This is a genomic window from Cupriavidus sp. H19C3 (assembly GCF_049393815.1).
Lineage (GTDB): Bacteria > Pseudomonadota > Gammaproteobacteria > Burkholderiales > Burkholderiaceae > Cupriavidus.
On the sequence record NZ_CP184985.1, the window covers coordinates 1,776,399 to 1,790,560 of the forward strand.

The following is a 14,162-nucleotide window of genomic DNA, read 5'->3' on the forward strand; positions in this document are numbered from 1 at the left end:
GGATTCGTTAGAATGGAGGTTCTCACACGACCATCCCTAGAACCCTAGACACAAGGCAGGCTCAATTATGGCAGACAAGCCCAACACCCGCATCCCTTTCAACAAGAGCAATCTTGATGCAATCCCGTTTGCCGAGAGTGGCAAACAAGTGACCTACTACGACACGAACAAGACCAACTTGTCTTTGAGAGTAGGAGCCACAAGCAAGACCTTCATTGTCTATACACGACCCAAACAGGGCAATCCTGTTCGTATCACCTTGGGTAAATATGGAGACATCACCATCAAACATGCTTCTGACCTTGCAGCCAAAGAGCTTGCAAAGTTAGCTGATGGCTTCAATCCTGTTGAAGAGAAGAAGCAACAACAACAAGAACAAGAGACAGCCAAGAAGAATTCTGAAGAAACATTTAAGTGGATGATGGACACCTACAAGGCTGAACACATCATTGGCTACAAAGGCGGTTCAGAAAGCACCCTTCACAATCTTGAGACTACGATGGATTATTTTGATGAAAAAACCGTCATGACCCTCAAGAAAAATGAAGATGGAACTTGGTCAAACGATATGGAAGTTCAATTGACTTCCTGGCATAACCGCCCTTTCCGAAACATTACAAAGCAAGAAGTTCTTGACCGTTTTGAAGTTCTTGAGAAAGCAAGACCTACTAGAAACTTTGAAGTCTTGCAACCAGTTTCAAGAACACATCAAATGTCTTTCAAGTTTGCAAGTTCAGCCTTCAATTTCATTATTGCAAGAAATGAACTTGATGTTAAAGAAGACCTGAGAAATCCATTTGATATTTTGTCCACTAGAAAGAAGTGGAAAAAAACAAAGGTTCGTTCTCGTTTTGTTGACTTCAATAAAGCTGAATTTGGTAAGTGGTGGAAAGCAGTTGAAGACTACGACTTTTGCAAACATCTAGTTTCTGACTACATCATGTTTTCATTGCTTCAAGTTGGACGAAGCATTGATGCTGCACCTTTGAAATGGAAAGATGTAGATTTAGAACTAAAGAGAGTCAACTATATTGACACCAAAAATGGTGAAGAATACATCTTCCCAATGACAACCAAAGTTTATGAAATCATCAAACGTCGGAAAGAATTGAACAAGGATACCGTTCATGTTTTTGACTATGAAGATAGCAAAACAGGACATGTGCCACAAGATTGTCAACATCATTTCAAAGTAATTGGTGCAAGGTCTGGAAAGAAGATTTCCCACCATGATTTAAGAAGAACATGGGCAACGGCAGCGCGAAAGCTTAAAATAGATGAACGAATGATTGATTACTGCTTGAAGCACACAATCAATGATGTCAATGCTCACTACTTTGTAAGAAATGAACCTGAAATTCTTGCAGCTATGCAGAGTGTTGAAGATTTCTTCATTTCTACGGTAAACAAAGCACAAGAAGAAAAACAGGAGGTTGAAGCATGACACCAACAGAGTTGCTATTCAAGTTAAAGAGTCTTCCACCTGATACACCAATCACAGCAGAACACATTGTTCTTATTCTTGGTTCACTTCAAGCTCCACAAACAATCACTAATCAACCAGGTGCATACAGCACTTGGGACAACGATAAGTACATAGACACTGAAACATTGTCTGAATGGATTGGTGAACCTGTTGAAAGATTGAAGAAGTGGCGACTTGACGGACTAGGCCCTAAGTTTGTGAAGAAGCCAAAACACATTGCTTATCGTGTTGGTGATGTTAGAACTTGGATGAATTCAAGAACGGTTCAATCAACAACCCAAGCAGACAAGCTAAGTTTTGTTTCTGCCTTTGATGACTGCTTTATTGACCCAATTGTTTATCACGACCAACAGCCCTACTCTCTCTTTGAAAGTATTGAACTGTTTGGAACCAATGATGAAACAAACATCACAGGCTTTGAGTTGTTCATAACCAAAGATGAAATTTCTACTCTCTATATGAGTGGCAAGCTTGACCAGTTGGAGAGTTTTCAAGACTTGAACCAAAAGCAAACATATTTCATCAATGGACAAGAACAACAAGGAACACTAGCCCACTTGATTGCAAAATATCCATCATCACACATTCAAGAACATCTTTCATTCATGTTGGATAAAGGTCTTGATTTTGATATTGAAGATAGCAATGGAATGAAAGCCATTGATTGCTCAAATGACTTCATCAAAAACTACTTATCAAAGAGAAGTTTATTTGAAAAGTTTGGTGAGAAGTTCAACATGAACGGCAGCAATCAAAAAAGAGAAAAACGATTTTAAAAGGATTTGAAAATGGAATTCAAGCTTCTATCTGAAAATAACATCAATGCAGCAGCAAAGATGTTTAAGGAAGGTTTCAAGTCAAATAGTCCTGTTGTTGCTTATTGGACTGATACACATCAACGAGCATTGAAGAAAGACACCACAGAAAGAAAGCTTTCTGGTGATGAATTGAAGAGTGCTGAATACAGTCTGAAAGATGATTTTTTCAGGGCAGTGATGGACAGCCTTCAATCAGAAGAGAAGATTGATTTTTTCAAATATCTTCTGAATGTAAAAACCAACACTGACCAAGATGGTTTGTCTCCTAGAAACTATCTGATTGCCATGCATCATGACCTTATCTTTGAAGGCTTTGATGATGTAGTTAAAGGCTTTGTTGGTGATAAGGATGTCATCAAGTTCATTCTTGATACACCTGAATGGTTCAGTGATGATGAAGAGTATGAGAAATATTTCAACTTCTTCAGCAGGAACAAAGAACTACTCACAAAAGAAATCATTGAAGACACCGCACCTTTTGAACAAGTCTATGATTTTTATGTTCAGGGTGAAGAAGGCTTTGAACTTTCAGAAATCAGGGTCAAGGGTGTTCTTGGCTTGTATGGTGAATTGGTTGATGATGTAGAGAAGAAAATCTTCAATGCTATCTTCAGGCAAGCATTCCTGTTTATCTCACTCAATGGTGATGCTTCTATCGTCAAGCAATATAATCAGGATTTGACCACCATTAAAAGGCTTATTCCATCCACAAGGAAAATGAGCCTTGAGAGGTTCAATAAGTGGAAGAATAATATTCTGATTGAATTCAAAAATTCAATTCACGAACAATTTAATTTCACAGAAGAAGCAACTAAAGAAATTCTCTCTATTTTTGATGAAGCAAATATCAATCATTGAAGCTATTCAGAAGGTTTTGACCGAAGCTGAACAAGTGGAGTTCTACAACTTGCAAAGTGTTGGGACTTCACCACTATCTGAGGAAGATATGAAGAAGCTTTCTGAATACAGAAAAAGAATTCAAGAGTTCAGAAACAAGATGAACAACTAAGCCACTCATGAAGAGTGGCTTTTTTTCTGTCTGTCTCTAGGATGGATGGATTGATGGAAAGACCTAGTAGAACCGTCAACTGTTGGTGTTTTGCGGGTTGTCTCTTTGCTCAAAAATTGTGCATATGCTCAGGAAGGCACCTAGAAGGCTCCACAGTGAGAAAAGCACCCTTGGACATGGCAGAGGTCTAACCGGCTCCCGTTCTCTCGTTGTAGGGCTTTCTGTGAGGTTGTTTTTTCCTACCTGCTACCAGGTCAAGCACCAAGAAGGCAAGGAATCACCACAAGACCTATCTTCTTACCTACTATCATTGTTTGTAATGAACAAGATGAGAAAACTTTGTTCTTCTTTATGATTAAAAGTGATGAAGACTACACCTTTGAAACAATCTTCATTTCATCATGCGAAACAAAAAGAACTACAAAAAAGAACCAAAAAAAAGATTGTTTTTTTCTTCAAAAGTTGTTGACGCACAAGATGGGTACGATTAAAGTACATACATCAACACACGAAACAGAGTTAGTTGTGTTGAGTGTCAAGCAACCAACTTTTTTATTTTTGTGGAGATTTTTAAATGTTTGCTCAACCTACCGCCGAACAAATGCAAGCCATTCAACAAATGAATCAAGAAGCCCTTGGTGATTCCTATATCACTTTCAATGGTCTGATTCAGAAACAGCTTTTTGGTCAAATGCTGACCACTGAAGAAGCAAAGCAATTGAAGGGTTTCCAAACCAAGATTCAGGCACACCGCCAAGAAAAGGAAAAGGAACCCCGCAAACAAGAATTCATTGGCATGGTGGCAAACATGAAAACCTTGGGTTTCACCACTGCTGACCTGAAGGCTCTTTGTGCAGGTACCGAAGTTGCAACCACCGCAGCCAAGGACAAGATTGTTTTCACTCTCGGCACTTACAAGCTGAAGGATTTCAATCCCAAGGGTTACTTTGATGGTAAGGATGCCAACGGCAAAAAGATTGAAGTGAAGGATGAAACTTTCACTGTGACCGTGGGCGACCTGCCACGTGGTCAAGGTTGGAAGGCTGAATTCATGTCTGACTTCCGCGAAGCCAAGAATCTTGACAAGGTTATCAACGGCATTGATGCAAATGTGAAGGCTCAAATCATTGCTGATTGGGAACCTAAAGGCCGTGGCACTGGTGTTATCTTCCACTCTATCCGCGAACTTGCAAAGGTTCTGAAAGTGAAGGAAGAAGTCATCAAGGCTAAACTTCAAGTCAAGGAACCGACTGACAAGGAAATTGAAGCCAAGAAGAAGGCTTTGGAAGATGCCAAGAAAGTTGCAGTTGAAGAAGCTTTGGCTTAATCAACATGCCAACTAAGAGAAAATGCCCCGTAAGGGGCTTTTCTCGTTGACAGAGCCAATAAGGAAGAAGATTGATTGTTTTCTTCCTTATGTGCTTTGATGCACTAATTGAATCGCAAAACGCGAAATAAGGCTAAGAGGATTCCATGCAAAACCTATTCCAAGAACTCATTGATTTACTTTCTATTGATGACCGTTTGGTTTCTGAGGGTAAGTTAATGAAAAACAAGGTAGTTGAACTTGCCTTGAATCTTGACCCTGTTCTTATTTCTCACCTACTGAAAAATCAATCTTTGAGAAAGCATTTTTTCGTTGAGGTTGAAGGTATAACTGTATTTGATAAGATTAAATTTCAGAAATTTGTAAGCAATAAGAAATTCTTGCCTGATAGTTTTACTGCTTTCAAAAACAAGATTGGCTTCACAGTTAATGATGAACTTCTTTCTGAAAGCAATGAAGTTGTTCTTGCTTGGCCTTACAAGGATTGCATTCTTGAAGGAGGTCAAGATAAAGATGATTCTAAGAGAAAAGAAGTCTTTTGGAATGAAACCCTTGCACCTGACCAGATTGACAGGCTTCTGTCTCCAAAGGTTTTTGTTAATTTAAAAAAAATTAGCAAAGACGGTGAATCATATCCTGAAGAGTTGAGTGTAAATAATAATTTCCTAATCAAAGGCAACAATCTACTTGCATTGCACTCTTTGAAGCCTTTTCGTGGAAAGGTAAAGTTGATTTGTATTGACCCACCATATAACAAGGGTGGCGATGACTTCAACTATAACGATAGCTTCAATCATTCAACATGGCTCACGTTCATGAAGAATAGATTGGAAGTAGCAAAAACATTGCTTCACAGAAATGGAACCATCTTCATCTTTTGTGATGATGATGAACATGCCTACTTGAAAGTTCTCTGTGATGAAGTGATGGGTAGAGAATCATTCATTGCCACTGTGGTTTGGAAACACAGTGACAATAGCAATAATGATGCTAAAAAATTCTCTGCTGACCACAACTACATTCTTGTTTATTCCAATAATGAGAAGTGGGAAAGCATCAAGCTTGAACGTGGTGAAGAGAACGCAAGTCACTTCAGCAATCCAGATGAAGACCCTAGAGGTCCTTGGTTTGATGGGAACCCCGTCAACTCACCAAACCCCCGACCAAACCTGATGTATGACATCCCTACTCCAAACGGGAACATCATCAAACACCCGCCTAATGGTTGGAGATGGGATAAAGAAACCCTTGCTGAAAAAATGGCAACAGGTGAAATCTTCTTCAATGAGAAGCAAACGGGTATCAAGAGAATCACCTACTTGTGGGAACAAAAGGCCCTGCCGCCATCTACCTTATGGAGCATTGAAGAAGAAAATGCTTGGTTTGACTTGGATGAGACAGGACACACCCGACAAGCTAAGAATGAGCAAAAGAAGATATTTAAAGGTCTTCCAACAAGCGATCTATTTAAAACACCGAAGCCTGAAAGAGTTATCAAAAAAATCGTTGATATTTCTACTCACGAAGGTGATTTAGTAATGGACTTCTTTAGTGGCAGTGGAACGACTGCTGCTGTAGCAATGAAGATGAAGAGACAATTCATTGCTATTGAGCAAATGGACTACATTCAAACCTTCACCCTTCCAAGGCTTGTTGAGGTGGTGAATGGTGAAAAGGGTGGCATTTCTAAAGATGTAGGTTGGACTGGTGGTAGTGAGTTTATCTATTGCGAACTTGCACAAGCTAACCAGGTCTTTATTGAAGCTATCCAGTCTGCCAAATCTTCTGATGAGCTTCTTGCTATCTGGAGCACTATGCAGGACAAAGCTTTCTTGTCCTACCGTGTTAATCCAAAAGCATTTGATGAATCAAAAACTGAATTCACTGAGTTGAGTATTGAAGACCAAAGAAAGTTTCTCATTGAGACTCTTGATAAGAACATGCTCTATGTTCCCTTGTCAGAAATTGATGATGAAACATATTCCATTTCTGATGCAGATAAAGCATTGAACAAAAAATTCTTTGGTTAAGGAAGTGGAATGGCTGACACTAAAACATTATTCCAAGTTCTCATAGAGGAACTTGGTAAGAGAACGATTGAAGCAACCAAGCTGCCTGATTCCATTGTTGGCAACTTGAACCCTTCCTTCCCTATGCGACCATACCAGGAACGAGCTTTCAAGTTCTTCCTGAACTATTGGCAAGAAGCATTTGATGGTAAGCCAAGGCAGAACCATCAACTACTCTTTCATATGGCAACAGGCAGTGGTAAGACCTTGATGATGGCAGGCTTGATTTCCTACCTCTATGAAAAGGGGTATAGGAACTTCCTGTTCTTTGTGAATAACAGCAACATCATTGAGAAGACCAGAGACAACTTCCTGAATTCAGTTTCAAAGAAATATCTGTTTGCTGACACCATTAGTTTTGGTGAAAAACGGGTTGCTATTCGTGAGGTTGACAACTTCCAAAGTGTCAATCCTGATGACATCAATATTGTTTTCTCTACCATTCAAGGCTTGCACATGTCTTTGAACATACCAAGAGAAAACAGCTTGACCTATGATGACTTTGAAGATCAAAAGATTGTTTTGATTTCTGATGAAGCCCATCACATCAATGCTGATACCAAAAAAGGTAAAGAAGTAGACCAAGAAGAGCTTTTTGAAATCGTTTCTTGGGAAGGTACTGTTGAAAGAATTTTCCGCGCCAATACTTCCAATGTGTTACTTGAATTCACTGCAACTGTTGATTTCAGTGATGAAAATCTGAATGCAAAATATAAGCCTAAGCTTTTGTTTGACTATCCACTGAAAGAGTTCAGAAAAGATGGTTACTCCAAAGAAGTGAAGGTTTTGCAAGCAGACCTTTCACCTATTGACCGAGCACTTCAAGCAGTGCTTTTGAGTCAATACCGAAGAAAGATTTTTGAGAAAAACAAGCTTCATATCAAGCCTGTTATTCTTTTGAAGTCAAAAACAATCAAGGACAGTCAAGCTTTTCTTGAAGAGTTCAAGACATGCATTAAAACACTGAAACCTGAAACACTTGAAGCTATCAAGAACAGAAGCAGTGATGAAACCATTCTCACTGTTTTCAATTATCTTGAAAGCAACAACATTTCACTTGAAAACTTGATTATTGAACTAAGGGAAGACTTCTCTGAAGAAAAGCTTATTTCAGTCAATAGCAAGGAAGATTCAGAAGCTAAACAGCTTGCAGTGAATTCATTGGAAAGCAATGAGTTCAGAGCAGTTTTTGCAGTGGATAAACTGAATGAAGGTTGGGATGTTCTCAACCTTTTTGACATCGTGCGTCTATACGATACCCGCGATAGCAAGGGTGGAAAGATCGGCAAGACAACGATGAGTGAAGCACAGTTGATTGGACGTGGAGCCCGCTATTGTCCTTTCCAAACTGCTAACGACCAACCACTATTTGGCCGTAAGTTTGACTCAGACTTAGAGAATGAAATGCGTATCTGTGAAGAGCTTTACTATCACAGTGCCTACAACCCTAAGTACATCCAAGAGCTAAATACCGCACTTCAAGAAATCGGTATGAAGGCAAAGGAAACCAAGGAACGGAAGATCCACTTGAAGAACACCTTCAAGGAAACCGCCCTATACAAAGCCGGCCACCTGTTCTTGAATGACCGACTCAAGTACACAAGAGAAGAAATCAAGGGTCTTGAAAGCAGCATCATCAACCAAACCCATCGTGTTTCTTTGAGGACTGGTTATACAAAGAGTGTTGTTGCCTTTGATGCCCAAGGTAATGACAAGGGAGCCAACAAGGAGGTTAAAGATTACCACTTGAAGGACTTTGGTACAGCCATTGTCAGGAAGGCTATTCAGAGGATTGAGTTCTATGAATTCTCTTCACTGAAAAAATATTTGCCAAACCTGAAATCCATCCAAGAGTTCATCACTTCAGATAGCTACCTTGGAAGGGTCAAGGTAGAAGTCACAGGATTGGCAGACCAGGTGAATAGTCTCAAACCCGAAGAAATGCTTGATGCCAGCATCCAGGTACTCAACTCAATCAGTGGTGTGATTGCTTCTGACAAGATTGAATACAAGGGAAGCAAGAACTTCTCACCAAGGATGATCCGCGAGGTATTCACGGATAAGAGCTTGAATTTCATGCTTGATGACGGTGAAGACAAAGAGTTTGGTAAATCAATGAATGATGCCACTGAAACGGCCTATCACTTGGATTTGACAACAAGAGCATGGTTTGCTTTTGATGACTGCTTTGGTACTTCTGAAGAAAAACTTCTGATTCAATACATTGATAAGAGATACAAGGAACTATCCAAGGTCTATTCAGAAGCCTATCTAATCCGCAATGAAAAGCACTTCAAAATCTATGCTTTTGAAGATGGAAGACCATTTGAGCCTGACTTTATCCTTTACATGATTGGCAAGGAAAAGACAGACACGATGCACTACCAAGTATTTGTTGAACCAAAAGGTACACATTTACTGAAAGCTGATGAGTGGAAAGAAAAATTCCTTGTCAGCATCAAAGAGCATTTTGAAGTTGAGCAATTATTTTCAAACAAGAAATATGTTGTTTGGGGTCTTCCCTTCTACAACAGCACAGAAAGATTGCCTGAGTTTGAAGAAGCCTTTGAAACTCTCATTTCTTGATAGATAAAGGATAACCACATGGGAAGCTTTGCACACTTCACTATTGATGGTTATCCCGTTGCTTGGGATAAGAACCATCTAAATACTTGGTACTTCAAGAAGAAAGACAGGGATATTTTCAAAAGAAAAGTTTCTGAAAGAAATCGTCTTATTTGGTCAATCAATGAAGATGATGATGAAGAGGAAACTTGCTACATATATCGTATCAATGCAAAAACTCTAATCAAAAGATTGGAGCTTGCAGGATATGATATGAATAGAGTTCAGCTTGAATTCAAAAAAACTTCGGTCAAAATGATTGAAGAGTTGAACCACTTCACAAAGGAGCTTGGGCTAGATTATTCAAAACAATCTGAGCTTTTAAAGGATGCCAATCTTAATGATTGGCTTCAAAGGTTGAAGGTGATTATTCAGAAGAAGCACCAAGGCGATCAATGGAAAGACCCTGTTAGCCATGAAGACCCTATCATTGATTTCATGGTTAATAAGCCTAATTTTGCTTTTGAAGACTCACCTGTTGACCTGACCTTTCCTTGTGAATCATTTGAAGCCTTTTTCAGAGCCGTTGCGGAAGTTGTTGACCCTGAAGCAATTTGTGAGATTGATGCAACTGAGTTGGTCTTAGGTGGATGGACTAACAACTTTGATGACCTGATTGAATACAGGCAACCAAACACAAACATCTATGGCAATTTCTCAACTGCCATAGAGAACATTAAAGGCTTGCTTGTTAATGCCGAGAATCAGACTTTAAAAAGGCTTCTTTTTGCCAATGTAATCACTTCAATGGAGTCTTATCTTTCTGACACAATCAAGAAGAATGTGTTGGGTAGACCTGCATTGTTGAGAAGATTTGTGGAGTCAAACCAACAACTCAAGGACAAGAAAAGCAATTATTCTGATGTGTTCAAAATTATGGATGACATTGAGAAGATAGTTTCTCAATTGATTGATGAAACACTATTCCATAATTTAAGTAAAACAATATCTTTGTATAAGAGTGTTCTTGATGTAGATTTTCCAACTGAATCTATGTCAGTAATACAAAAGGCAATCAGTCAAAGGCATGACATAGTTCATAGGAATGGAAAGACCATTGGAGGTGATGATCTTGAAATTTCCAATGCTGATGTCTCAAGCCTGATTGATACCATCAAGGAAGTGATTGACAAGATTGATTATCAGGTCAAGGAAGGACTTCTTGATGATGATGAAGACGAGTAGATGAACTAACAAGGGAGCCATAGGCTCCTTTTTTGTTGCCTAGTGGTTATATCCACTGTTGCAGGTATCCCAAGAAGCACGGACGAAGCCGCGCACGCTTACCTTACAGGCCACAGCTACAGCCTGAGTCACTACCGCCCTGCTACGAGCTCAACCAGGTGCAACCAGGACAACCACCCACCGAAGCACCAAAAGGGTTTCTCACAGGCATGGTGGCCACGTGAGTGAAAGGCTCCGACCTTTCTTCTAGTGAGTATTGATGACTACATAAACATTAGTTCAAGCAATCAGATTATTAGATCATCAATTTGAATAAGATTATTCATGTAATGTGAAGATTTAAGGCATAAAAAAAGGACTCACTAGGAGTCCTTTCTTCATAAGGAGAATTGAATTGTCTTATCGTGAATAAGCTGCTGATTCATCCTCTCTGATTGTTTTTTTGATGACCTTCATACAACGATAGGTTCCATAAAACCCGATTGCAGACAAAGCCAATGAACCCAAGTACAAGTTGATGTTGCTGAAGAATGGAGTTCCTTCATTCAACATTCCAAAAAATCCCAAAGGACCACCAAGGGTACAAGGGAACAACAAAAGAAAGATAACAAACATCATTTGACGACGTTTGTATTTTCTTTTCACATCATCACGATTGTTATATCTCAAAAATTCTTCATGTGTAGCAAACTTCATTTCAATTCTCCTTAAAAAGATTTCTATGATTTTATTCTTGCGTACTATCGGACAGATGTCAAGAGAGCAAGGATATCAATTGTAAATAAATCAAAATAAGAAGGACTCATTAAGAGTCCTTTTCTTATATCAACCTTGAATGTTGCCATCGTCAGGTTTTATTTCAGGTAGTGGATTATCAACCACCCTTGGAGCTTCACCACTAGGAGAACTATTTACAGCTTGTTCAACTGGCTTTTGAATAAGTGATGTATCAATATCTTGATTCATGTAGTGATTCATATTTGATTTCAATGATTCATTCATGAAGTGGTCAAGACCTTTTCCATCTTCTTTATGTAATGTGGATTCACCACTTCCCATAAATTGATTTTTTGCCTGAGCAGTAACAGAACTCATTGACTCTAAGAAATCACTTTCTCTTGCATATGGATTAGCAGCTTGATAGTCAGCTTTTGCTTTTTGGTATAAACCGGCCATTTGTTGAGCACCTTCAGAATTGAAGTTGCCACCACCCGCAGACTTAATCATTGCTCCTGCACCTGCACCATACTCATTATTCAATGCAACTTTGAAAGCTTCATCCATGTGTTGTGTGTCAGAGAAGTTTTCATTCTTGTTGATGGATTTCACCATTTCTTTTTCAAACTTAGCTTGAGAGCCTTCACCCAAGAATGACTTCATATTGTTCATTCTTTCAGTAAGTGCAGACTGATTAGCAGTTGGGTTTTTCCCTACTTTGTCAGCTAACACTTTTGCCAAGTCTGATTTTTCAGTCTTACCTTCTTTTAATTCTGAGCCTGCAAATTTACTAGATGTAGAAAACTTACTCATAGCACCAGCATTGCCAGGTTCTTTGAAGTTTGCAGATGGACCAGCACGATTAGCAAGAGCAGTTCCTACTGCAGTTCCCATGCTTGCATTAGCAGCTACTGAACCACGGCCAGCCATATCATCAGAGTGACCAGTTAAGGAAGCAGCACCATTTACAAGCCAATTCAACATTTGATCGGCAAGTAATGAGCAAAGTGAAGTTGACTTAACCACTACAACAACAGAGATAGCACCATACATAAGAGGAAAACCAATTCCTGCACCTACTATGAAACTGATGAATGAACTATCAGACTGAGAAATCAAAAATACTTGTGCAAAAATTTGGTTAATGAATTTTCCGACAACATCAATCATCATGATTGAAGCAACTAAGCCAAATACCATGAACACAGGTCTTAACATCAATTGAAGAATTAATTTGTAGCCTTGACCAGAAGAGCCAACAAATGAATCACCATGAGGGTCTAAGAATGTGATAGCTATCCATGCAGGAACAACAAATATTGCTTCAATCAAGGAAACCAACCATCCAAAAATTGCACCAAACCACATTAAGAATGGAAGCATTGGAAGGATGTAAGCCAAGAATATTCCAATAGCAATCATGTATTGCATCAATCCTTGGATAGAGTTAGCAATGAAGCTACCAATCACAGGAATTGCACTAATACCAGCACCAGCAACCCAAGACACACCGGCAATGGTTAGAAGCCAATTACCAATTCTCTTATCTTGAAGAAGCATGTTTTGATCACCCACCACAGTTAAATCAGTGATAGATGAGAAAGCCTTTTTAGCTATTACATTTGGGTCCATCCCGTTTTTGAAGAACTTGGTGAATGTGTCAGTCCATCCTTCTTTACTTCCACCGGAAGTTTCAGCAACACCCCAATTCACCTGAGCAGATGCAGAGTTAGCCATTACCTTGTAAAAACGTTCTCTCAACTCGCCAAGGTTGTCACCAATAGAATTCAATGTTGGCCCACTTGCTTGAGGAAGATTTGCAATGGTCTTTTGTGTGTGCTCCTGGAAGCCATAAATTGCGATAGGCCAAGCACCCGCCATGATGAAACCATCTTTGGTTGCAGACTCTTGCAATGGTTTGAAAGCTTCATCACCAAGGGTATAAGCAGAAGCAGTGTCATAGATTGCATCTCTATAAGCTTTGGAAGCAGCTTCTAATTGACCATTGATAGCAGCAACATCAACATCAGTTCTATAACCACCTGAACCATCTTTAACTCTTGTATCTGAAGCAACCTTCTCAGCAATTGCTTTTGTCTTCTCAATCAATGCATTCACTTGTGTCCAATGTTGATCAGCAATTGCCTTCATTCTTGCAGTCTGTTGCTCAACTTTTAAGTTGTAAGCAATAGGGTTAATCATGTCTCCCACAGGTGGAGTGTCAGGAAATTGAACCTTTCTAACCTCTACTCTTCCGCATTCATCAGTTGCATAAGCTGAACCTGTTGTATCACCAAACTTTACTATTTTGTTGATAACACCATCTTCTACACTTGTTCCATAAGATGAGTTTTTATGTCTAAGAATTTCATCTTTCTCACCTTCTTTTACTTGAATAGCCGCAACACAAACTTGAGAAGCAAAAATCTTGTAAGTCAAATCACGAACATTTGGAACATCAATAGTGACTTTGGCTATTTCTTTCAAGTTTGATGAAGACATGAATGATGACCAAACAGCATCACCACCACCAATTGAAGTTTTGATTAAGTCAGCAACAATATATTGACCAGTACACCAATTATTAATTGGAATTATCAAAGCCACACCAATTGCATACTTCACAGGAATCCACAATGATGAGTAGGTTTTACCCATCATTTCACCGTAGTGAGCAGTGGACATAAGTCCTGTGATGATGGTGTATGCAGCCATAGCACCCGCAGCCATCAACACATAGCCAATGTAGGTTTCATTCATGGTGCCAAGTGCATCAGTCATTCCACCAAAAAGCTTTCCAAAAATTGCCTGTAGAGCAACTATTGCTTTGTCTCCTGCTACGGGTTCAGGTAGACCAGCAAATGCAACACCAGGAATGAATGCTGCTAATAAATACAATAATTTTTTCATCTTCTTCTCCTTATTC

At 39.3% G+C, this 14,162-nt stretch carries 9 protein-coding genes; 7 read left to right on the forward strand and 2 right to left on the reverse strand.

Annotation, left to right across the window (positions count from 1 at the left end):
* The first annotated feature begins 67 nt into the window (after positions 1-67).
* The 7 genes from DFLDMN_RS08165 (at position 68) to DFLDMN_RS08195 (ending at position 10,519) form a co-directional block, all read left to right on the forward strand.
* Positions 68-1,444 (forward strand): tyrosine-type recombinase/integrase, encoded by a 1,377-nt coding sequence (locus DFLDMN_RS08165; RefSeq protein ID WP_423197959.1) that lies wholly within the window; start codon positions 68-70, stop codon positions 1,442-1,444.
* On the forward strand, positions 1,441-2,262 hold the full coding sequence (locus DFLDMN_RS08170; protein WP_423197960.1) for a hypothetical protein: 822 nt from the start codon (positions 1,441-1,443) through the stop codon (positions 2,260-2,262). The genes DFLDMN_RS08165 and DFLDMN_RS08170 overlap by 4 nt, the downstream gene beginning before the upstream one ends.
* 12 nt (positions 2,263-2,274) lie before the next feature.
* A complete protein-coding gene (locus DFLDMN_RS08175) occupies positions 2,275-3,162 on the forward strand; it encodes a hypothetical protein (RefSeq protein WP_423197961.1) in 888 nt (295 codons plus the stop codon).
* A 725-nt stretch (positions 3,163-3,887) separates the two neighbouring features.
* Positions 3,888-4,640, forward strand: a complete 753-nt coding sequence (locus DFLDMN_RS08180; protein ID WP_423197962.1) for a hypothetical protein — start codon at positions 3,888-3,890, stop codon at positions 4,638-4,640.
* 146 nt (positions 4,641-4,786) lie between these two features.
* Positions 4,787-6,670, forward strand: a complete 1,884-nt coding sequence (locus tag DFLDMN_RS08185) for a DNA methyltransferase (RefSeq protein WP_423197963.1) — start codon at positions 4,787-4,789, stop codon at positions 6,668-6,670.
* A 9-nt stretch (positions 6,671-6,679) separates the two neighbouring features.
* The gene (locus DFLDMN_RS08190) at positions 6,680-9,295 is read left to right on the forward strand and encodes a DEAD/DEAH box helicase family protein (protein WP_423197964.1); all 2,616 of its coding nucleotides are present in this window, start codon (positions 6,680-6,682) and stop codon (positions 9,293-9,295) included.
* An 18-nt stretch (positions 9,296-9,313) separates the two neighbouring features.
* Positions 9,314-10,519, forward strand: a complete 1,206-nt coding sequence (locus DFLDMN_RS08195) for a HEPN/Toprim-associated domain-containing protein (protein ID WP_423197965.1) — start codon at positions 9,314-9,316, stop codon at positions 10,517-10,519.
* Between the two features lie 399 nt (positions 10,520-10,918).
* Here the strand turns inward: DFLDMN_RS08195 and DFLDMN_RS08200 are convergent, their stop codons facing one another.
* Both DFLDMN_RS08200 and DFLDMN_RS08205 read right to left on the reverse strand, forming a co-directional pair.
* Positions 10,919-11,215 (reverse strand): hypothetical protein, encoded by a 297-nt coding sequence (locus tag DFLDMN_RS08200; protein WP_423197966.1) that lies wholly within the window; start codon positions 11,213-11,215, stop codon positions 10,919-10,921.
* Positions 11,216-11,344: 129 nt separating this feature from the next.
* Entirely contained in the window at positions 11,345-14,146 is a 2,802-nt protein-coding gene (locus DFLDMN_RS08205) for a DotA/TraY family protein (RefSeq protein ID WP_423197967.1), read from the reverse strand.
* Between the last annotated feature and the right edge of the window lie 16 nt (positions 14,147-14,162).

What these genes read in the sequence shown, in the direction of transcription:
- DFLDMN_RS08165 (WP_423197959.1), top strand. Translation starts at nt 68, where the DNA reads ATGGCAGACAAGCCCAACACCCGCATCCCTTTCAACAAGAGCAATCTT.
- DFLDMN_RS08170 (WP_423197960.1), top strand. Translation starts at nt 1,441, where the DNA reads ATGACACCAACAGAGTTGCTATTCAAGTTAAAGAGTCTTCCACCTGAT.
- DFLDMN_RS08175 (WP_423197961.1), top strand. Translation starts at nt 2,275, where the DNA reads ATGGAATTCAAGCTTCTATCTGAAAATAACATCAATGCAGCAGCAAAG.
- DFLDMN_RS08180 (WP_423197962.1), top strand. Translation starts at nt 3,888, where the DNA reads ATGTTTGCTCAACCTACCGCCGAACAAATGCAAGCCATTCAACAAATG.
- DFLDMN_RS08185 (WP_423197963.1), top strand. Translation starts at nt 4,787, where the DNA reads ATGCAAAACCTATTCCAAGAACTCATTGATTTACTTTCTATTGATGAC.
- DFLDMN_RS08190 (WP_423197964.1), top strand. Translation starts at nt 6,680, where the DNA reads ATGGCTGACACTAAAACATTATTCCAAGTTCTCATAGAGGAACTTGGT.
- DFLDMN_RS08195 (WP_423197965.1), top strand. Translation starts at nt 9,314, where the DNA reads ATGGGAAGCTTTGCACACTTCACTATTGATGGTTATCCCGTTGCTTGG.
- DFLDMN_RS08200 (WP_423197966.1), bottom strand. Translation starts at nt 11,215, where the DNA reads ATGAAGTTTGCTACACATGAAGAATTTTTGAGATATAACAATCGTGAT.
- DFLDMN_RS08205 (WP_423197967.1), bottom strand. Translation starts at nt 14,146, where the DNA reads ATGAAAAAATTATTGTATTTATTAGCAGCATTCATTCCTGGTGTTGCA.